This is a genomic window from Chitinophaga caeni, assembly GCF_002557795.1.
Lineage (GTDB): Bacteria > Bacteroidota > Bacteroidia > Chitinophagales > Chitinophagaceae > Chitinophaga > Chitinophaga caeni.
On record NZ_CP023777.1, the window covers coordinates 1,000,754 to 1,022,786 of the forward strand.

Sequence of the window (22,033 nt, forward strand, 5' to 3'; positions counted from 1 at the left end):
ATTTTATACGATGCCTAAACTATATATTTTCGGGATTGGCGGAACCGGTTCCAGGGTGATAAAATCACTGACCATGTTGCTTGCAGCTGGTTTTGAATCCAAATACTCCATTGTACCGATAATTATTGACCCAGATAAGACCGGTGGCGATAAAAGCCGAACAGAAAAACTCTTAAGGGATTACCAAGCCATTCAAAAAGAAGTGGCAGGGGTCGGTGTTGGAAATTTTTTCGATACAGAGATATCTACCCTAAGCCAGATACTTTCTCGCAAAGGTGTAAATAGTAACGTGATAGATAATTTCAGTTATGAAATTGAAGGAGTACAGAATGAAAAATTCAGGGATTTTATTGATTATGCTACACTTGATGCTAACAACAAATTATTAGCTAGTTTATTATTCTCTGAAAAAAATCTTAATGCAAGCTTAGAAGTAGGCTTTAAAGGAAATCCCAATATTGGAAGTATCGTATTAAACCAATTCACCAAATCAGAATCCTTTCAAGCATTTGCAGAAAGCTTCGAGAAGGGTGATCGTATATTTATCATCAGTTCAATTTTTGGGGGTACAGGCGCCGCTGGCTTTCCACTATTACTAAAGAATATCCGCAAAGGTGACGTAAATGGCAAACATAATGCATTTTTAAAAGATGCTATAATCGGGGCGATAACTGTAACCCCATATTTTAAAGTAAAGCAAGACGATGATTCCGAAATAGATAGCCATGGTTTCATCACTAAAACAAAAGCGGCGTTGCATTATTATGCAGAAAACGTTAATGGTAATAATTCTATCAATGCCATGTATTACATAGGCGGCAATACTGAAAATACTTATGAAAACAGGGAAGGTGGAAAAGGACAAAAAAACGATGCCCATTTTGTAGAGCTGGCATCTGCATTAGCTATCTTAAATTTTGTAAATATCGATGACCATAGTATTCCAACTATTGACGGAAGGGCTTCAAATCCTTTATATAAAGTCTTTGGTATAAAAGAAACTCAGCCTCAGATTGGATTTAAGCAGCTTGCAGATTATACAGAAGCTATAATCAAGCAAAAATTATCTTCTTACTTCTATTTCAATCTCTTTCTGAAAGAAAAATTGAAAGACAAGTTAAATCACCCGTACGCTTCAGCTTACACCAATAAATTTGACAGTAATTTTTTACAACAATTCTTCTTCACTAAAGTAACTGAATTTAATCAAGCTTTTAGGATTTGGCTTGGTGAACTACATAGAAATAAGATATCATTCTCCCCCTTCGATATTGATCTTGTGGTCAACAACCAACATGAAATTATCGATATAAGTATCCCAACCCAAAGCATTTTCACGTTGGTACGGGGCTATCCCGAAAAGAAATCATTTAACCCTTTGACGCTAAAGAATTACGAATTATTTATCAAGCATCTTGATAAAGCGGCTGAAAAAGTAGGTGAAATGCCTGTCAACAAGAGATTCATCGGCGTATTTGAAACTGCCTCCAATTCAGTATTAAATAAAAAACTATTTTAGTATGGAAAATGTTTTTAGTTTGTTTGAAGAGTCCAATGCACAAGACTGGACAGACCGTGGAGGAGCATACGGACCCACCGAAATAGAAAAGATTGCTAATCCCGATGGCGATTACTCAACAAAGGCCCCCACATCAATTCCAAGTCCTTTTGCCAGGATTGACTTGTTCAATACAGCTTTCAAGTTCGTAGCAAGCAAGTCGTTACAAGGTAAGACTATCTATCATAAACTAGTATCTGATAGTCTAGACATTGGAGAGATTCTATTTAATTTTGACTCGTTGGGAGATAGGATTCAAATTAGATCATGGGATAAACATACTGATTTGCAATTGCTATTAAACTCAGTCAATCCAAAGCACAAGTTATACGGTGAAACTTTAGCCCTTTTCTTACAACAGGATGCAAAAAACTATAACTTCGATACTTTAAATAAAATCTTCTTTGTACTTTATGATCATCAAGTAATCGGCGGTACATCCCCATCAACATTATTCTTTACATCAGCAAATGACCTGTCATTCACCAAAATAAAATTCGACAGTAGCCTACTATTTGATGTACAGTATAAGCAATTATATCAAAGGCACCCAAGCTTTATAAAATATTTATATAAATTCTTCTATGCCAATCCGACCTTAAATACTAAGATGCCTGCAATCTCAGAGTATTTACGGGTGAATCTTACCGAATTGTACAACTATAACCAGGCCTTACATAATGAGCTAAATGAGCTCACGATTAGCCAGGCAAACCCAAATAAAGAACTAGATAGCGAATACGATGCTTTAAACACCGGCATAGCCGGCGATAACGTAGAAGTTCTCGGGTGTAGGCTAAGAAAAAAGAAAATTTCGAACCGGGGAGATGCCATACAAGAACAAAGTGATTTTGTAATTGGATCCTCCAAATATAACAAGGGGTACAAACCACTTGTTCTACAAAGTAACTTCAGCACTAAACTGAAATATACAGACGAGAATGTATTATGGGATTACACAACCGATGTACCTATCTATGATCCTGAATCTGATCTCAACAAAAGAATAGTCCCCGGACAGTTAGATAAATATCCTTATTTAACGGTCGCGGATTTCTTACAACCCAACATCATCCGTCTACATTATCCAATAGACAATGGCAAATTTTTCAATGGAAATATAACCTTTGAAAATGGCAATCCAGATAAACATTACTTATTACCATTAACTTCCAGGTTCTTTGACTTTTTCGACACGGATGATTTACTAAAAAAGACAATGTATGATGGTAAGAAAATGATTGAAATGCGGGTATATGCAGGATCCGTAGAAGTTGATCTCAGGATACCAATTAAAGCAAATGGTCATTACACCACTTTTAGCCGAACTTATAAAAACAATAACAATAACCTTACAAACGAAATTTATCCAAAAGACGGACTCATTCTTGAAAATGCATTTGGGCTTACCTTATACCCATTTTTAAAAACAGGTGATGACAGCAATTGTCATTATAGGGTCATGATGATCGAAAGAGATATACTCGATCATAATAGTCACTTCGACTATAAACTTAAATTTTTCAAGAATAAAGATAATGAATTACTCAGCTACAAGTCGAAGAAACGGCGGAGTACCAAACTGGTTGAAACAGCCACTTCCGATTTTTATGTCTTGGAGAAAGAGTTTGAATATATCGAAGTAAACCATAACGAGGCTTCAGGTATTATCATACCGATTTTCCCTGTTATAAAAAACGGAACTGATGAGTTCGCTTTTGCCGTCGATTTCGGAACCACTAATACCCATATTGAATTTACGAGGGAATATTCAAGCAGGGAACCTAGGTCCAGAACGGTTCAAGCATTCGAGATAACGGATCAAGATATACAGATTGCGACCTTACATGACAGTAAAGTGCAAGAAGAAGCCGCTAGTGAATCAGGCTTTTATCATTTTTATGGATTCATTCCACAAGAGTTTTTGCCAGCAAACTTGGGGCAACAATTTAACTACAAATTTCCACATAGAACAACATTAGCTTATCATCAAAGTTTAGATACAAATGGGCCTACTTATTCCCTGGCAGATTTTAATATCCCTTTCATCTACGAAAAAGAAACTATTTATCGTGGCACCAAGGTTAAAACCAATTTGAAGTGGTCCAATTACACATTGAATTCTGATGAAGAAAAAAAGATCGAGGCATACTTTGAACAATTGATTCTCATGATTCGGAATAAAGTGTTACTGAATAATGGAAAATTAGAAACCACTAAGCTCTTCTGGTTTTATCCCACCAGTATGATTGAAGATCGCCGGAATAAATTAGAGAGAATATGGAACCAATTATTTGAAAAATATATCAGTAAAAGTAACAAGCCGAAACCGATTTCTGAATCGATTGCCCCATTCTACTACTTCAAATCCAGGCAAGGAATTGATGCTTCAGACCTACCTGTTGCTTCAATAGATATTGGGGGTGGTACAACAGACGTGGTTATCTATAAAGAGAATCAACCCCAATCACTTACTTCATTCAGATTTGCAGCTAATAGCATTTTTGGAGATGCTTATAATGGATCACCCAATATTAATGGTTTCGTAAGAAAATACGAACCCGAGATCGGCAAAAGGTTGGAGAATCAATCCAATGAATTAAAAAGCGTTCTTGAAAATATAGTTAAAGAACAAAATTCGGAAGATATCGTTGCTTTTTTCTTTTCACTAGAGAAAAACAAATCCTTAACAGATAAGGATATTGACATCTCGTTTAACAAGATGCTTTCCGATGATCCGCACTTGAAAATCATCTTTATCATATCATATGCTTCCATCATTTACCACCTGGCCAAGTTGATGAAGGCACAAGGATTTGAAATACCAAGGTACCTAATATTTAGTGGAACCGGGTCGAAGATACTTTCGATACCTGATAGCAATACCGGGTTAAACGGCCTAAATAGATTTACCAACATTGTTTTTCAAAAAGTATATGGCGTCCAGAAAAGTAATATAGAAATTAAAAGAAGCAATGAACCAAAAGAACTTACTTGTAAAGGCGGTCTATATAGTGATAAAGATATTAATATAGAACAAATTAAGTCGGTGCTTCTTGGAGATCAATCGGAAAACTTGGTGGCCAGCAATGAAAACCCAACCATCTCTAACGGAATACAAGTTAATTACATGCAGGTAGACCAAAATGGCTTACTAGATAATGTTGTAAACGAGGTAAAGCATTTCATTGATTTTGTTTTTGATATCAACAAGGAGTTCAGCTTCACGGATAAGTTTGGTGTAGATGCCCATGCCCTAGCAAAGAGTAAAGAAATCCTGAAAGAAGATCTAATGCAATATCTAAAATCAGGAATTGAACAAAAACGCCGGGATCTGAATGGAAAAACAGATATTAACTTGGAAGAAACATTATTCTTCTATCCTTTAGTTGGAGCTATAAATAAATTGGCAAATTCAATCGCCATACCTCAAAATTAAAACGAAAATGAAAAGATTAATACTATTATTTACCTGTGTAGTATTAAGTATCGTAAAGCTAAACGCACAAGGTATAAGCAAAGACCAGTATAACGACGTTATCGACTATTTCAACAATAAAATAACATTTTATTACTTACAAAGCTACACCACACATACGAACGAAAAAAAGAAAGAATTTGACAAAATAAAAGAAGTACTGGCAAACGTACGGTTAGGTAATTCATTAAATCGCAAAGAATTAGGCGATCTAATAAGTAATGACTTCAAAAATACGAATGAATTAATAGTCGATAGAATTGATGAGTTAAAGAATAAATTTGAAGATAGCATTAATATAAGCCGATTAAAAGAAATTCTCGATTACGAGCTACAAAACATAAAAAAAATAAAAAACATAAATTATATATCGGCTGCCATAGAAGACAACTATGATAATTTATGGAAGGAAACAAAAAACTTTCTTACCGAACAGGAAGATACAGATTCAGCTGAATCCAGTGTTGCTGCATTTAATACAACTGCTATTGATACCCCAAGAAAGAAAAACGAATTCTCATCTATTAAAAAAATGAATTTGCCAAACAACTCCTTTGCACCCAATTATCTTTCCATAATCCTCATCATCATGGGATTGGTAGTAATTTACATCATCATTTCCCGGGCAATAAGGGCTTTAAAAGAAAAGGTGAATACACTAGAGAGAAGGTTAGTTAAAGTTGAGAACCAAGGTATGCTAGTTGCCCCCCCTTCTAAAAACATAAAAGCACCGGAAATAAAAGATTTCCAAGATAACCTCGAAATAATGAACGAGAGAATTTTGAGCATGGAACTCACGTTGAACTATATACGGGACAATACAGCAAATACTGAACCCGCTCAAGAAGGGCCAGATCCTTCCTTGGCCCCAGACACTTTACTGTACGCACCCATTCCCAATAGCCAGGGGCAATTTGATGCTACAAAAGTGAATAATCAATTTAATACTATGGGAAGTTTCTACAAGTTTACAATAACTGACCATAGGGGATCTGAAGCGAGCTTTGAATTTATTGGCAACAAAGAAAACCAGGTCCGGGAAGCCACAAATGCTCCCGATATGATACTTAGACCTGTTTGCAATATCAAAAATTCGTTGAATCAAAATGCCAGATCAATTAAAACAATTGAGCCTGGCATAGTAAGAAAGAATAATGGAAAATGGGAACTCTACAAAAAAGCTGAAATAGAATATGAATAGTATTACTTTTATCGAGTTATTAGCTGTAGCCTGCATTCTCATTATACAGACTGTCCAGGCACTGAAAACAAGAAAGAAAATCCGCGAACTTAAGGAGGCTTTCCCTGCCAAAGAAAATTTAGTGCTCAAACGCTATTTAATTCCCTTCGATGTCTTAAAAGCCAATACGCCAACAGCAATTATAGCTAATCTACATCAATTCACGGAGATAGATTCAAATGACATTGCAGGAGATGTATCTCCAGAAAATCCGGATGAGCAAGATTTTGATCATTCAATACCCAATGAATTCGAATATGAGGACCAGGACTATTATGAAGATGAGGAGATAGAACTGGTGGATCACCATGAAGAAATCGGCTTAGTCAATCCTACTCAAAAGTATACTAAAACATTCGATGAAACTGTAGCTTCTATCAATGTTTATCTTATTCGTAACAAGGGGGCAGCGACAGACTTCAACCTTATCAGGGATATCGTAGAAAGAAATTTGGATGCAGAGGAAAATGAGATCACGCAAACATCTACTGTGCCGTTATACTTAGGCTTAATGGGCACTATGCTAGGCATTGTTTTCGGTTTAATCAACCTCCTTTGGATGTCGGATCAGCATGATAACCTAGATGTTAGGGGATTTTTGGGAGGGGTATCGATAGCCATGATGGCAAGTTTATATGGCCTAGGTTGGACAGTATATAATTCAAATTTTGCATTTAAAGGAGCTCAACGCTCCGCAGAACAAAGGAAAAATATATTTTATACGTTCATTTTGACCGACCTAATACCTTTATTAAATCAAAATGTATCCAGTAGCATTTATATGCTGCATACCAACCTCGTTAAATTCAATGACAACTTTACTTTAAATATTGACCGGCTCTCAAAATTATTATTGAAAAATTATGATACCGTTATCGCACAGGATAAAATACTTCAGTCGTTGGAAAAAATAGATATTACAGAGTTTGCAAAAGCTAATATCACCGTTTTTAGGGAACTGCAAATGGGTGCTACCCAGTTCCAGCAATTCACGAAATATATACAATCACTTAATCTCCTCGTGAATGGTACTACAAAAATGTCTCAAAGTTTTGAATCTATACTTACTAAAACGAATAGCTTTGAAAATATTGCAAATAAATTAGATAGCCGTGTCGAGGAAAGCAATCGCTTAATGAAATTCCTGAACGACCACTATCAACAAATAGAAGCTAGGGGAGAATTAATGCGCGATGCGGTGGTTGATATTGATGACACAATCGCTAAATCCTTGCGACAATTAGAACTCCATACGCAAGAAAAGGTCGCATCCATCAAACAATTTATGATTAACGAGGAAGATCTTATGGCCAAACATTTTAAAGAAAACCGGGGACAATTGTCCAATCTTGCACACCTTGAAAATATGAGTCAAACAATTGATGATATTAAACAACAAGCCCTGGCCCAATCTACACATTTTGCCAAAGAAGTTGTTATACTACAAGAAAAAATTGCTGAAACTAACTTTGTATTAAATCAAATCAATAAAAATAGTCTCAGCCATAAAACCAACAGTTTCGTAAGTGCCATCAAAAGGATGTTCAAACCCAAAAAAGCCAGTTAATGAAAAAAGGTAATAATGAAGGTGTTTTTTGGACAAGCTTTTCGGATTTGATGACAAGTTTATTCTTTATTGTGCTTACCCTGTATGTACTTACATTTTTGATGCTGAAAAAAAAGGAAAAAGAACTTCAAAACACCGTCGATGATCTTCAACATAAGTTAGAAGTGTATGATATGGTAGAACAAAACCTGAAACCCCTGAAAGAAGATACCAAGTTATTCCGCTATGAAGAAGCATATAAAAGGTTTACCCTAGCGTTTGATGTCAATTTTAAACTTGGTAAACATGATATCTTGCCGGGGCAATTATTAAACTATAGTTTTACTGTAGAAAAAATTAAGGAAGTAGGTTATCAACTACAAAATACGATTTACAGCCTTGCCAAAAGCAAAACTAACAATCCGGGGATGGAAAACGTTTCTTACCTCGTTATCATAGCTGGGTCCGCTTCACATTTATCGGATGGCTACCAGTTAAATGATTATGAATTGAGCTATAGAAGAGCTTACAGTCTTTGGAATTATTGGAAAAGTATCGGGATTAATTTTGAAGCGGATCGATATAATGGCCTTGTTGACCTGCAAATAGCGGGAAATGGTTGGGGTGGCGTAGGACGCTTTCCCAGGGATCCGAAAAATCATTACAAGAGCGAAGTCAAAAATCAACGATTTATCATACAAATTGTTCCTAAAATTGGTAAAGCCAACTAATAATGAACTTAAAAATTATATTTCTAATATTATTGATACCGTTTATAGGCTGCAATGGTTGTTCACAATCAGCACAGAAAAAGAGGGCCAACCGCAATAATAATAGTAAGCCTAGCAGCTCACGAGATGGACAAAAAAACATAATTAAGATGATTAAGATTGGTGGCGTTTACCAAGTACCAGTTGAAGTTAACGGTGTACCTATGCATTTTATATTTGACACCGGGTCCAGTACAATTTCTATATCTAGTGCAGAAGCCTTGTTTTTGTATAAGCAGGGCAGTTTAGAAATATCGGATTTTATGGGCGTTGCCAACTTTATCGATGCTTCTGGTAACATTTCCAATGGCACGCTGATCAATTTAAAGACTATAAAAATCGGGAATAGGGAGCTTTCCAATGTAAGGGCTTCTGTTGTGCTAAATCTTAAGGCTCCCTTATTATTAGGGCAATCTGCCTTAGAGAAGTTTGGTAAGATATCAATTGATAATAGAAATAAAGAAATTACGTTCGAATAAGAATCGAATAATTCAATTTCAATTATGGTAAGGCAATTCAATTACTCGTAAGATCATATTAATTATAACCTAGGTATCCTCAAAACAAATCAATCACCCGGTCCCCTTGCCAAATCTCCGAAGACCGTATCGTTCCCGGCCCCAAGAAATGGTACTCCACCCCGATTATATCTGCCGGTTCGTGTGGAAAGTCCAGCGCATAAGCCTCTTGGCCGTTCACGATAAAGCGTAGATGCTTGTTGACCCCGACTATTTCTAAGGTTACCCAATCACCGGGATCATATCCAAATCCCGACAAATCATGATCTTCACTGCTGATCCCGTTCCCGGCAGCAAACAGGGAGATATTCCCGGTACAACCTTTAGCTACCAAGGGTACTGCTATTCCATCATTCTTACATTGAATCGTAACCTGGATATTATGGCAGGCCGCGGCGCCCGATCCGAAATCGCTTTTCAATTTTGTCCTAAAATGGAAATTATCGTTCCGGATAAAATCACTTTGAAAAATATTAAAAAAACGTATCACGGGAATTTGGGGCTGCAATGGAATATGATATGCTTGCAGCAAATCTGTACTTACTGTAACGAAACTATCTTGCCTGATTTCATCCCGCTTAAAATACACCGGGATATTATTATCCTGGTCAGCCAACGCCATCCAACCATCAGTTGAAATTTGTAAGCCATGCCGACTCACCACCTGGTTTTCAACAAGCAACCTGGCTTCAAAATAACCGGGGTAATAATAAATCGCCGAGTAAGTATCCTTATTCTTATCAACTAATTTCTTTTTACTCAAATCCCAACTTTGGCTGATATAAACAGAATCATCCCCCGCTGCCTTCGCATCATAATTAAAGACGACAGTATTGGGAACGCCTCGGGATAATATCTTATTACTTCTAAAACTAAACTCGGAAGCATCCACTTCCGCCTTTTCCGATTGCCCGATCCAGTTAATTCCCAATATTATCAATATGCAGGCAAGCGGGGCCATTATCCACCAGGCACGGCCCCGCTTGGGTTTTAGTTGTTGATGTCCAGTAATAGGTACTTCTACAGGAATCGGGGTATCTTGCTTGTAAGGATGTTTTATTTTAAACGCCCGCCAATCCGCGGAACCCAGGTAATTGGCCAACGCATTTAATGTTGATAAAGACGGCGCACTTTCATACTTAACCCTTCCATACAAACGCTTAAGCGTGCTTACACTCAACACAACCCCCGTTTTTTCCTGGATATCATTTCCCAGCTTTTCAAAGTCGTATTGCGACCATTCCCGGCTATCTCCGTGATCAAATTGCTTTTCTATCAATTCCAAGCAATGACTTATGAAATAATTATTTTTATTATTATCCATTGATTATAAATAAAATACACTCTTGAACAAGCTTGAACAAACATGAAATCCGGATGAATTGGTTTAAAGTTAACGAATCCTAAGATTTGCTCCTATACAGAACATTCTAAAATCACCTTATGAAAACGAGATTAATTTTTTCCGCTTGTATCGTCTTGTGTCTTTTCGCCAACATTCATTCCGGCTTAGCCCAAAAGGGAAAAGATATTCATGTAAAGATGGAACCCGGCTCATGGGAATTTGAAACAGGTAAGGTAAGCTTTGAAGACGTTGGCGGCCGCCAAGCTATCGTATTCAAAGATCGCAATCATAAAGCTATCTTGAAAGATGTGGATTTTTCCGACGGCACCATCGAATTTGATCTGCAACCGGCCGAGATGGGTTTTACATCCATATATTTCCGCAGGCAGGGGGATGCGGAAGGGGAACATTTTTATTTCCGAACAGGCTACAACCGTAATAAGGATTCTGAAGACGCGATCCAGTATGCTCCCTTTATGAAAGGCGTGAACTTATGGGATATGTTCCCGGAGTACCAATCGAATGTTTCACTTGAAGCAAATACCTGGCACCACGTAAAAGCTATCATCCACGGTAAGCAGATGAAAATTTACGTAGATGATCTTCAGCACCCGGTACTGGTGGTGCCTCATATTGAAGGGAATGTAACACATGGTGCCATCTCGATTGAAGGCTTGGCTAAATTTGCCAATATGCACATCAAACCCGGCAACACGGAAGATGTTCCTGCACAACCCGGCTTTGATATTACGGATAATGATCCGCGTTATTTGCGCCGCTGGGAAGCTAGCAGGCAAGTAAGGTACCTCGACCCTAAAATTGGCATGGATTACAACACGGCGCCCGACAGTACCACGCAATGGATACCCATGCAAACGGAAAGAAAAGGGATGCTCAATCTTTCGAGGGAGTTCGGTGGTGACAACAAGCGTTCTATTATTTGGATCAGGACTCAAGTCAATGCTGATAAAGATATTGAGAAAACACTAAGACTGGGCTTCAGCGATGAAGTTTGGGTGTTTGTAAACAAGCAGTTAGTGTACCTCGATAAAAATTTATATGGCCGTCCAATGATGAAAGCTCCTTCCGGCCGCATTTCTTTGGAAAATGCCAGTATTCAAATCCCGCTAAAAGAGGGGAAAAACGAAATTCTCATGGCCGTGGAGAATGATTTCTACGGTTGGGGTATCATAGCGCGATTCGATAGCAATGAAAATATCTGGATGGAATAGTTAAGTGGAATTTATTAGTTTATCCAGGGCGGGGCTTTATTATTAGAGCCCTGCTTTCTTTATATTATATGCAAATACATATAATTCAAAGAATTTTATCGAAATTATATGTATTTAGATATAAATTAGTATATTTATAGAGATTTATATCTAAATACATATAATTATGAAGTCGCTACAGGCTTTTGTAAAAGAAAAAAGGAAAGAAGTTGGATTAACCCAGCAAAAATTCGCTGAAAAGGCAGGAGTAGCACTAACAGTAATCCGTAAGATTGAACAAGGCAAAAATGACTTACAGCTTGAAAAAGTAAACCAAGTATTGAAAATGTTTGGTCATACTTTGGCACCCGTTAGTTTAAAATTATTTACAATAGAAAATAATGAGACGAGCGACAATCTATTATAAAGATGATCTTGCAGGACACCTGGTAGAAACAGATGATGGAGAGTATGTTTTTCAATATGCTGACGACTATATTGAGCATCATAGCAAGCAATTTCTCACCTTTACAATGCCCGTTAGAAAACAAGCATATATTGACAATAGACTATTCCCATTTTTTGAAGGGCTGATTCCTGAAGGTTGGTTGTTGGATATTGCCTCAAAAAATTGGAAATTGAATCCCAATGATAGGATGGGCCTATTAATGGCCTGTTGCCAAGATTGTATAGGTGCTGTTAGCGTAATACCAATAGAGGAAGAAAATGAATAACCACTGTTTATATTGTTACAAAAAACTAGAAGAGGAACAAAAAGATTTTCATCCGCAATGCAGTAAAATCTTTTTCGGTACGGAAACTCCGCCAAGGCTCGAATTAAATTTAAGTCAAATGGCAGAGCTAGCCGCAAATGCCGTCCAAAGAAGCATAACTATCCCGGGTGTACAGCCAAAGCTCTCTTTAACGCTGGTAAAAAACACACTTGATGATAAAGATAAAGGCCGATTAACAATTGTTGGTGCACTAGGAGGTAACTATATTCTCAAACCACCGCATGCAGATTACTCACAATTACCAGAGAATGAACATGCAACGATGAAAATGGCCCAGAACTTGAATATTCCCGTCGTACCTTCTAGCCTAATAAGGCTGGCATCAGGTGAACTGGCTTACATTACCAAGCGTATAGACAGAACCGTAGATGGAAATAAAATTCACATGCTGGATATGTTCCAAATCTTGGAGGCCTTTGATAAATATAAAGGCTCAATGGAAAAGGTTGGAAAGGCCATTGCAAAATATGTAGACAATACCCTATTGGACCTTACAACATTTTTCGAGATAACATTATTTTGTTTTATTACCGGCAACAATGATATGCATCTTAAAAATTTCTCGTTAATCGTAAACGACCAAAGCAAGTGGAGACTTTCACCTGCCTACGACTTATTAAATGTATCGATTGTTAACCCGAATGATAAAGAAGAATTGGCTCTTACCCTTGGAGCAAGAAAAAACAAGTTTAACCGCTCGAGATTTGTAGAATTTGGAGAAAGCCTGGGCCTTAACAATAAACAAATCGAGCATACATTTGCCCAACTAATACGTAATGAAGAAATGATGATCGGCTTAATTAATTCCTCGTTTTTATCTGTAAGCAATCGACAAAATTACATCCTGCTTATCAAGGAACGTATGGAGCGCATCCGTTCTTAAATTCAATTCAATTCCAACACCTCCTCGTAAACCTCTATATAATCGCCCACCATTTTCTCCCTGCTGAAATTGAGCTCGGCCCATTCCCTGCAATCAAGCCGGTTAATTGATCTGATATTGGGGAGCCGCTCTACGGCATCGTTTATCGTATCTACTAAGAAACCCGTTTTCCCATCGATGATCAATTCTCCCATTGCGCCTTTGCGAAATGCAATGACCGGTGTACCGCAAAACATGGATTCCGCTACACTCAGCCCGAATGGTTCATTAAAATTAATGGGGTGTAATAATGCGGAAGCATTCCTTAATAACTCATTCCGCTGCTGCGGCCCGGCGCTTCCCAAATAGAGAACATCTTCGTTATTGATCCAGGGGGCAACTTTCTCATCAAAATATGCTTGGTCTTGTACTATTCCTGCTATTATCAATTTACGCTTGGATTGCTTCGCAATTTGAATCGCTTCGTAAGTTCCTTTATCATGGTGGATACGGCCAAAATATAATAAATAGTCCCGCGGCACATCATTGAAATCGAATTGTCTTTTATCGATGCCATTATATACGGTAGCGATATATTTTAATGCAGCATTCCTATCTGCATTGCTGATCGATACATAATAGTTTATATCATTAAATTGTTTGTAAACCGGGATGATCTTCGGTGATGAAAAACCATGTATAGTTGTTACCATGGGGCATTGAATAAGCCGGGAATAAGTCAGTGGTAAGAAATCAAAATGATTATGAATTATGTCAAATTGCCCGGATTGTTCCATCAGGTGACTGATATGCAAGCATTCCGCCACTTTGGGATCTTGTTCTTTATCCTCTTCGTAGCCTTTTGGAATGATGCCGGATAATTTGCATCCCGTCAAGGAATCGGCGGTGGCAAACAATGTTACATCCATTCCCCGTTCATGCAAACCTTCTGCGATAGTGGAGGCAACTTGCTCCCAAGGACCATAATGCCGCGGTGGCGTACGCCATGCCACGGGGGAAAGTATCGCGATTTTCATAGCTAGTTCAAATTGTATGTTATATTATTAACACAATTTGTATGCTAATGTTAGCGCCCATGCCAATAAGCACGTCAATGGCTAGGATTCGTTTTGCACTTGTCCTTGAGCGGCAAACTCGGTGGGTGTTTTCCCGTATTGCTTTTTAAATTCGTTCCTGAAATGCTTGATATCATTATATCCAACCGTATAGCAAATTTCATTTACATTCAATTTCCGTTGTAATAGCAAAACTCCTGCTTTCTTCAACCGCAAGGATTTGATGAAATCATTTACGGACATCCCGGTTAAGGATTTCACTTTTTTATATAATACGGGTCTACTCATCGCGAATTTTCTAGCCATCATTTCCACGTTAAACTCCGCATGATCCATATATTCTTCAATCAAATCCGTAGCCTTTATCAAAAAATCTTGATCGATCGTACTAAGACCATCCTCCATTACCGTTTCCTGCATAGCGGTAATACCGGGCAATGGAGAAGCATTAATTTTTTGACTAAACTTTATGCGGAGCTTTTCCTTCGAAGCCAATAAATTCCTCGCATTAAGAAACAAAGCCTGCAAGCTGAACGGCTTTGTTAGATAAACATCGGCGCCTGTTTCCAACCCGCTCAGCAAATCGGCTTGGGTACTTTTTGCCGTCAGCAATACAACGGGAATATGCGATGTACGTTCATCGGTTTTCAGGTGATTGCAAAGCGTAAAGCCATCCATTCTCGGCATCATTACATCGCTGATTATGAGATCAGGTATCTGTTCCGTGGCAACGGCGAGGGCATCAACACCGTCCCTGGTTTCCAGTATTGTATAATGGTCTTGGAAATTCTCCCTGATCAATTCCCTCAATTCATCTGTATCTTCTACAATTAAGATGGTTTGTTTTGGTTCAGCCGGGGTTTGGGTAGAAGTGCGCCGGATCTTCTTTACACTGACCGGTTTCTCCAGGGCTGGCTGTTGACTCAATACTTTATTTTCAATTATTACATTATTGTCTCCCTCAAGGTGATGTATTCCCTTCAGCAATCTGACAACAAATGTTGTATGCCCTTCCATTTGATCACCTTGATACGCACTTTCAACGGTTATGGCGCCCTTATGAAGCTCAACAATATTTTTTGCTAAGGCCAGCCCGATGCCGTAACCGGTATTTTGCAGGCCATGATCCGCTACCTGGAAGAAATTTGTAAATATTTTTTCCAGGTATTGTGGTTCGATACCTTGTCCATTATCAGATATCGAAATTTTCACGAACTTATCATCTTCTTCGACATTTAAAATGATGCGTCCGCCCTCCGGGGTAAATTTAAATGCGTTACTTAATAGATTAAAAAACACTTTTTCCAGCTGCTCCTTGTCGAAGTACAACATTACTTCGTCTGTGTTATGAATAAAAGATGTCGTAATATTTTTTGATAAGGATAGTTCACGGAAACCTTCATAAATATCTTGCAAAAAAGGTATAATATTTTGTTGCGACACGTGCAACAATAAGTTATTGGTTTCTGCCTTTCTAAAATCCATCAACTCGCTCACCAATTTCAATAAACGCCGCGCATTGCTATTGATATTATTGAGTTGCTGAGAAAAAAATTCATCTCCCTTACTGTTTTCCAACATTTTTTCTACGGGCGCCATTATCAAGGTGAGATGCGTCCGGATTTCATGGGAGATATTAGTAAAGAAGTCGAGCTTTACCTGGTGCAGTTCACTCTCCTTCCTTAACAAAGCCCTTAAATAAATAAACCGGGTCACGAAGAAAATGATAAAAAATACCGAGGCTGCGTAAATACAATAGGCCCACCATGTAAGCCAAAAAGGTGGTAGGATTTTTATCGTCAACTGCCTTACATCACTCCAGACACCATCATTATTGGCACCCTTTATCATTAATTGATAAGTCCCGGAAGACAGATCGGTATAGGTAATTGAGGCCATCGGTGTTTCTATCCAATTATCATCAAAGCCGGATAATTTATAGGCATATCTATTCTTTTCGCTCTTAACGTAATTCAGCAATGCGTATTCAACAGTGAAAATATTTTGATTATGGTTCAGTACAATCTTATCGGTGAGGTTAATATCTTTTTTTAATAAATGACTCTTGTCATTCACTTTTATTTCCTTATTGATCAGCTTTAGCCCTGTTAGTACTACCGGTGATTTAAATTCATTAAACGATATCTCGGAAGGGTAAAAGCTGGTGATGCCGTTAAATCCGCCGAAATAAAATTTCCCGTTGCTATCCTTGAAATAAGAATTGAGGTTAAATTCATTCCCGGCCAGTCCATCGCTCGTGGTATAGGTTTGAAATATATTCTTTTGGGGATCAAACTTCACGATACCGTTGTTAGTACTCAACCACAAAACATTCTTATCATCTTGCAAAATTCCGAAGATGCTATTATCGGGTAGCCCGTCCTTCTTGGTATAATGCTTTAGCTGCCCGTTTGCATTGTTATAACAATAAAGTCCGCCATCCATTGTACCGATCCAAATATTATGATCGAGATCTTCAGTAATACAATTTATAAGTTCGTTCAAGCTTTTCTGCTCAAGCAGGTTGCCTGTCAGGACATACAAACCGGGACGCGTGCCGATCCATATCCTGTTCTTTGAATCTTCAAATATAATTTGGGCGTACAATGATTTCAGTCCTTGCAAGGATTCTTGCTCGGGCCACTTTTCCAGCGAGGTACCATTTCTTTTAAAAAGCATTATTCCCCTGGAGCTGCCTACCCAAAATCGCCCGAGGCGATCTTCAAACAAAGCATTATAGCTAGTTAGTAAACGAAGCGGATCGTTTTCATTATAAAGGTAATGCTTAAATGATCCCGTGGATGGTTCAAAAAGATTGAGTCCCCCACCATGGGTACCGATCCAGGTATTACCATCTTTATCACGGTAAATGCACTTCACCAGGTTGGATGCTATACTCTTGGAATTTGCCGGATCATTTTTATAAGCCTTAAAAATACGCTTGGTCCTATCAAAATAATTGGCGCCCCCACCTTCGGTACCGATCCACAAATTTTTCTTTTCATCCTCCAGGATACCGCTGACAACATTATTATTTATACTGGAGTTGCCTTCTCCATCCTGTAATATTTCGAAGGGCGTCTGGTAAGTATATGCCGTGTTGAGCCCTCCAAAATAGGTGCCGATCCAGATAGATCCATTGGCATCTTGGAGTATGCTATAAACAGAATTTTGCGACAGGCTTTCTTTATTATCCGGCACATGCCTGTAAGTTTGAAATTTCCTGGTGCGGGGGTTTATGATGCTAATACCTTCCTGCGTACCTACCCACAACATCCCTGTTATCCTGTCTTTGAGTATTTTACGGATTTTATTATTGACCAGTCCATCTGCCGGATCACGGCCTTGTTCATAATGAAAGAAGCGATCTTCCTTTACGACATAAAGATATAAGCCACTATTTTGAGTGCCGATCCAAAGATTATGATCATCATCTTCTGCAATACTGGTAATATAATTGGACTTTAGACTATTACCGTCAGCCAGTTGCTGATCGAAATTAACAACGCGGAATTGATTCCCCTGCATTTCAATCATGGACAAGCCTTTATCGGTGCCGACCCATAAATTATGCAGATGATCTTCATAGATTGCCCTTATTTCATCACCGGCGAGGCCCTGTTCCCGGGAGAATGACAATAATTTGTCTGACTTTGGATTTAAGAAAGCATATAAACCGTCAACGGCGCCAACCCAAACGGCTCCTGAAGAGCTGAAATATATACTATTGATACCATCGATTCCTATCCTTTGGAATTGATCGGTTTGCGGATTGTATTTATTCAACCCACTAGTAGTTCCCACCCAAAGGTTTCCCTTATTATCAGTTGCTAATGATAATATATTATTATTTGATATACTACTACTATCCTTGGCATTTGTTTTATAAACCTTGAAGCGCTTCCCATCGTAACGGTTCAGGCCATTCGCGGTTCCAATCCATATGAAGCCGAAATCATCTTGCTCAAGCGACAATACGGAATTATTTGACAGCCCATCTTCAATTTTCAGATGGTCAAACGATAGATTTTGGGCAATGCAGCTAAAAAAACCAAGAAAATTAATAGCAAATAATAAAAGGCAAAATATAATATATTTTAGCGCTTCACTTGACCGCATTGAGTTTTTCTGTTAAAATTATATCAATCCTATTTTAATCAAACACTTAAATTATCTAGTATTCTCTACTGTAATCTATTAATAAAGTTGCGTAACTCTCCATTATTTTTCAAAAAACCCTAAAAAAATATTATTGATAATCAATAATATACAAGTCCATTTACAAATCCCCCCCAATTTATTGCCGATATCCCCCCTGGTAATTTCGCGTCATCTGAAATATTTGTCTTGATACGCTGCTATAATAAAGAGCTCAATGGATTGTCCGCGTTATGAAAGAGCTCAATGGATTATCCACGTCACTCTGTTATTGCCGCTTGCATTTTTTCAACCTAAAATCAAAGCTGCTATGAGACTTTTGTTCAATTCCCAAAGGTATCATTCGCTCCGAATGAAAATACTCTTGGGAGTACTAGCATTAATTATCAATCCCTTAATTACTTTTTCACAATCAAAAAAAATTACCGGTAGAGTTATCGACGAGGCCAACAAACCGGTTCCGGGTGTTTCCATCAGGATTAAAAACACGGCTTCGGGTACGACCAGCGATGCGGAAGGAAAATTTTCTCTTTCTGTACCAGCCGGGGCCGTACTCGTTTTCAGTAATATCAATTACGACACGCGGGAAATGGAAGTTGGCGACCAAACTTCAATGATCGTACAACTCGTAACCAAAGTTTCCGATCTGAATACGGTGGTCGTGGTTGGTTATGGCTCCAGGAGCAAGGCCGATGTTGGGGGCGCTGTAATTTCGGTGGACGAAAAAATATTGAAAGATCGTCCCGTGACCAATACCTTATCAGCGCTGCAAGGCGCTGCTCCGGGTTTAGTAATCACCCGCAGCAACGGTCAACCCGGCCGGGAAGGATGGACTGCCCGCATCCGTGGTATTACCAGCTTGGGAGCGCAAAATGCGCCGCTCTTCATCATCGATGGTGTAGAAGGCGATATTAACTCGATTAACCCGAATGATATTCAAAATATTACCGTTCTAGAAGATGCCGCTTCCGCCGCCATTTACGGCGCCAAAGCAGGTGGCGGTGTGATCTTGGTGACAACGAAAGGCGGGAAGGCTAACCAAAAAACCAGGGTGGATTTCTCCTCCATGTACACCTGGCGGACTACCTATGCGCGTCCCGAAGGATTGAGCTCAAGGAAAGAAGGGGAGTTGTTGAATGCTGCCAACGTAAACGGGGGCGGTAACCCCGCTTTCAGCGAGCAACAATTGGAATGGTTTGACGATCCGAACGTAGATGATTATCTAAACCCGAATACCAATCAATGGGAATATTATTACAATAATAGCATGCAGGATATCCTGATGCGCAACCAAAGCCCGCAAAGAAACCTGAACCTCTCCGTAAGCGGTGGCGGCGATAAGTCTTCGTTCCTGTTTTCAATGGGATACCTTGACCAACAAGGAGTATTCAAATTCGGGCCTGACCAATATAGCCGCTTCAATGCCCGGATTAATTACAATACGAAGTTTTCAAATGTATTTAGCCTAGATACCAGGCTTTCCTTTGCCAAGGAAAATATCATGGCGCCTTCGGTGGGCGTATCCGGGAGTTATGGTTTGATGTATAACGTGTATTCCATCCGCGCATCGAGGAACCCTATTTTCACACCGGGATCCGATGGTAAGTTATACGCATTTATCGGCACGATTTCCAATGCTTACCCGATACTGAAAGACGGCGGTTACGATGACGAGGATAAGTACAACGTCAACGGCGTAGTAACTCTTTCTGCCAAGCAAATCGTGAAGGGATTAAACCTAAAAGCGGTATATAGCCCCGGCTTAGTGCTTTCTAACAGGGAAATTTATAATAAAACCGTTCCCCGTTGGACGATAGATCAAAACATGAACCCGGTGCCCGGAACTTCCATTAACCCGGTAAATTCCCTTAACAAGAGCAGGCCGTATTCTATTACACAAAACTTCTTCACCACGGCAGATTATAACTATTCGATCGATAAACATAATTTCAACTTATTGGGTGGTTATGAATATAAAATCTACCAATACGACCGGATCCAGGCCATCCAAAGGGCATTATTATTGAACGATTTCCCTACCCTCAATTATACAACCTTGGCGAATGCCGACGTGGGTAACGTATCGGATAATATCCAGGTTAATACTTGGATCTCGTATTTCGGCAGGCTGTCTTATAACTACAACAAGAAATACTATTTAGAAGGTACCTTCAGGCGCGATGGAAGCTCCAGGCTAGCGCCGGGGCATAAATTCCAGAACTTTTACGCGGTCAATGCTTTCTGGAGAATAGCCGAAGAAGAATGGTTTAAAACCGCCTTGCCCTGGATCGATGAATTTAAAGTTGCGGCATCTTACGGTACTACCGGCGGGGCGCAAACATCAGACCCGAATGCTAACAACTACGATTTCCAAAGTCCGCTCTCCAGGTCTTATTACCCTTTCAACGATGCCCGTACGGCGATGTTTTGGCAAGGATCATTACCGGCAGACAGCAAAGCATGGGAAATCATCAAAACGGCTAATATCGGCTTCGATCTTGAAATGCTGAGAAGCAGGCTGCGCATCCACTTTGATTATTTCAAGAAGACCAACGACAATGTATTCGTTGCCCAACAATTGCCTTCTATGCTAGGTGTGGCGCCGAATGCAGCCAACTTGGCCGCGATCAAGGTAACCGGATGGGGCGTCAATATCAACTGGACTGACCAGTTTAAAAACGGTAGTTACTTTATCTCCGCCAACCTGAGTGATGATAAGAATACCGTTGTGAAAAACATCGGCGGTACCGTGTATGGACAGGGAATTAATTCAGCCCTGGTTGGCATGTCTACCAATTCAATCTTCGGCTATAAAGCAGATGGATATTTTGATACAGAAGATGAATTAGCAGGATCACCGGTGCGTGTCAGCAATACATCTGTAGGTGATATCAAGCTAATAGACAGGAATAAAGACGGTTTCATTAACGAGGGTGTCAATACAGCCGAAAATCATGGCGACCTGGTGTACCTGGGTAATACCAACTCCCGTTATGTATTTGGTATTAATGCCGGGGTAAACTGGAAAGGATTCGATATATCCGTGTTATTTAACGGGGTAGGTAAGAGGAATGTATTGATTAATCCTGAAAACGCTATGGCATTTTACAGCGGCTGGATCATGCCTTGGAAAATCCACGAAGACTACTGGAGACCTGATAACCTCGATGCCAAGTTCCCTAGAATATTGGTGAGCGATAGGATCAACAATGTTGTGTCATCGCATTGGGTACAGGATGCCAGCTATATCCGTTTAAAGAATTTACAAGTTGGCTACACCCTAACCAAGGATAAACATCACATCAAGGGATTAGGTGATGTACGCCTTTATTTTTCCGGCCAGGATTTGTGGGAAAAAACAGGCATGTGGTTTAATTACTACGACCCTGAAAATACGGACAGGATCTCTTACGGCTACCCGATGTGGAGAAGTTACGCAATGGGGCTGAATGTTAGCTTCTAGTAAATGCCGGGAAC

The 22,033-nt window shown here is 39.1% G+C and carries 14 protein-coding genes; 11 read left to right on the forward strand and 3 right to left on the reverse strand.

Going from position 1 to position 22,033, the window contains the following annotated elements:
* The first annotated feature begins 10 nt into the window (after positions 1-10).
* The 6 genes from COR50_RS04135 (at position 11) to COR50_RS04160 (ending at position 9,071) form a co-directional block, all read left to right on the forward strand.
* Positions 11-1,519, forward strand: coding sequence for a hypothetical protein (locus tag COR50_RS04135; RefSeq protein ID WP_098192815.1), 1,509 nt, complete (start codon positions 11-13; stop codon positions 1,517-1,519).
* A gap of 1 nt (position 1,520) precedes the next feature.
* The gene (locus tag COR50_RS04140; protein WP_098192816.1) at positions 1,521-4,997 is read left to right on the forward strand and encodes a hypothetical protein; all 3,477 of its coding nucleotides are present in this window, start codon (positions 1,521-1,523) and stop codon (positions 4,995-4,997) included.
* A 7-nt stretch (positions 4,998-5,004) separates the two neighbouring features.
* Complete coding sequence (locus tag COR50_RS04145) at positions 5,005-6,237, forward strand: hypothetical protein (protein WP_098192817.1); 1,233 nt, start codon at positions 5,005-5,007, stop codon at positions 6,235-6,237.
* Entirely contained in the window at positions 6,230-7,843 is a 1,614-nt protein-coding gene (locus COR50_RS04150; protein ID WP_098192818.1) for a hypothetical protein, read from the forward strand. Before COR50_RS04145 ends, COR50_RS04150 begins: the two co-directional genes overlap by 8 nt.
* On the forward strand, positions 7,843-8,553 hold the full coding sequence (locus tag COR50_RS04155; protein WP_098192819.1) for a hypothetical protein: 711 nt from the start codon (positions 7,843-7,845) through the stop codon (positions 8,551-8,553). Before COR50_RS04150 ends, COR50_RS04155 begins: the two co-directional genes overlap by 1 nt.
* Positions 8,554-8,702: 149 nt before the next feature.
* A complete protein-coding gene (locus COR50_RS04160; protein WP_198405776.1) occupies positions 8,703-9,071 on the forward strand; it encodes a retropepsin-like aspartic protease in 369 nt (122 codons plus the stop codon).
* A 79-nt stretch (positions 9,072-9,150) separates the two neighbouring features.
* Here COR50_RS04160 and COR50_RS04165 read toward each other — a convergent pair whose 3' ends face one another.
* On the reverse strand, positions 9,151-10,434 hold the full coding sequence (locus tag COR50_RS04165; protein WP_098192821.1) for a hypothetical protein: 1,284 nt from the start codon (positions 10,432-10,434) through the stop codon (positions 9,151-9,153).
* A 119-nt stretch (positions 10,435-10,553) separates the two neighbouring features.
* Between COR50_RS04165 and COR50_RS04170 the strand changes: the two genes are divergently transcribed.
* From COR50_RS04170 to COR50_RS04185, 4 genes are all read left to right on the forward strand, one after another.
* A complete protein-coding gene (locus COR50_RS04170; RefSeq protein ID WP_098192822.1) occupies positions 10,554-11,687 on the forward strand; it encodes a hypothetical protein in 1,134 nt (377 codons plus the stop codon).
* A gap of 166 nt (positions 11,688-11,853) precedes the next feature.
* Positions 11,854-12,093 carry a type II toxin-antitoxin system Y4mF family antitoxin gene (locus tag COR50_RS04175; protein WP_098192823.1) on the forward strand — a complete coding sequence of 80 codons (240 nt, stop codon included), beginning with the start codon at positions 11,854-11,856 and terminating at the stop codon, positions 12,091-12,093.
* A complete protein-coding gene (locus tag COR50_RS04180) occupies positions 12,068-12,400 on the forward strand; it encodes a HipA N-terminal domain-containing protein (RefSeq protein ID WP_098192824.1) in 333 nt (110 codons plus the stop codon). Before COR50_RS04175 ends, COR50_RS04180 begins: the two co-directional genes overlap by 26 nt.
* A gap of 118 nt (positions 12,401-12,518) precedes the next feature.
* Positions 12,519-13,343 carry a HipA domain-containing protein gene (locus tag COR50_RS04185; RefSeq protein ID WP_198405777.1) on the forward strand — a complete coding sequence of 275 codons (825 nt, stop codon included), beginning with the start codon at positions 12,519-12,521 and terminating at the stop codon, positions 13,341-13,343.
* Between the two features lie 2 nt (positions 13,344-13,345).
* Here COR50_RS04185 and COR50_RS04190 read toward each other — a convergent pair whose 3' ends face one another.
* Positions 13,346-14,359, reverse strand: coding sequence for a glycosyltransferase family 4 protein (locus COR50_RS04190; protein ID WP_098192826.1), 1,014 nt, complete (start codon positions 14,357-14,359; stop codon positions 13,346-13,348).
* Between the two features lie 81 nt (positions 14,360-14,440).
* A complete protein-coding gene (locus COR50_RS04195; RefSeq protein ID WP_098192827.1) occupies positions 14,441-18,517 on the reverse strand; it encodes a hybrid sensor histidine kinase/response regulator transcription factor in 4,077 nt (1,358 codons plus the stop codon).
* A 391-nt stretch (positions 18,518-18,908) separates the two neighbouring features.
* Here COR50_RS04195 and COR50_RS04200 point away from each other — a divergent pair, with 391 nt between their 5' ends.
* Positions 18,909-22,019, forward strand: coding sequence for a SusC/RagA family TonB-linked outer membrane protein (locus COR50_RS04200; protein ID WP_157760612.1), 3,111 nt, complete (start codon positions 18,909-18,911; stop codon positions 22,017-22,019).
* Positions 22,020-22,033 lie beyond the last annotated feature (14 nt).

Bases quoted from the DNA above. Each gene is read 5' to 3' on its own strand.
- COR50_RS04140 (WP_098192816.1), top strand. From the start codon at position 1,521: ATGGAAAATGTTTTTAGTTTGTTTGAAGAGTCCAATGCACAAGACTGG.
- COR50_RS04155 (WP_098192819.1), top strand. From the start codon at position 7,843: ATGAAAAAAGGTAATAATGAAGGTGTTTTTTGGACAAGCTTTTCGGAT.
- COR50_RS04190 (WP_098192826.1), bottom strand. From the start codon at position 14,359: ATGAAAATCGCGATACTTTCCCCCGTGGCATGGCGTACGCCACCGCGG.
- COR50_RS04150 (WP_098192818.1), top strand. From the start codon at position 6,230: ATGAATAGTATTACTTTTATCGAGTTATTAGCTGTAGCCTGCATTCTC.
- COR50_RS04195 (WP_098192827.1), bottom strand. From the start codon at position 18,517: ATGCGGTCAAGTGAAGCGCTAAAATATATTATATTTTGCCTTTTATTA.
- COR50_RS04200 (WP_157760612.1), top strand. From the start codon at position 18,909: ATGAAAATACTCTTGGGAGTACTAGCATTAATTATCAATCCCTTAATT.
- COR50_RS04180 (WP_098192824.1), top strand. From the start codon at position 12,068: ATGAGACGAGCGACAATCTATTATAAAGATGATCTTGCAGGACACCTG.
- COR50_RS04185 (WP_198405777.1), top strand. From the start codon at position 12,519: ATGGCAGAGCTAGCCGCAAATGCCGTCCAAAGAAGCATAACTATCCCG.
- COR50_RS04160 (WP_198405776.1), top strand. From the start codon at position 8,703: ATGATTAAGATTGGTGGCGTTTACCAAGTACCAGTTGAAGTTAACGGT.
- COR50_RS04135 (WP_098192815.1), top strand. From the start codon at position 11: ATGCCTAAACTATATATTTTCGGGATTGGCGGAACCGGTTCCAGGGTG.
- COR50_RS04165 (WP_098192821.1), bottom strand. From the start codon at position 10,434: ATGGATAATAATAAAAATAATTATTTCATAAGTCATTGCTTGGAATTG.
- COR50_RS04145 (WP_098192817.1), top strand. From the start codon at position 5,005: ATGAAAAGATTAATACTATTATTTACCTGTGTAGTATTAAGTATCGTA.
- COR50_RS04175 (WP_098192823.1), top strand. From the start codon at position 11,854: ATGAAGTCGCTACAGGCTTTTGTAAAAGAAAAAAGGAAAGAAGTTGGA.
- COR50_RS04170 (WP_098192822.1), top strand. From the start codon at position 10,554: ATGAAAACGAGATTAATTTTTTCCGCTTGTATCGTCTTGTGTCTTTTC.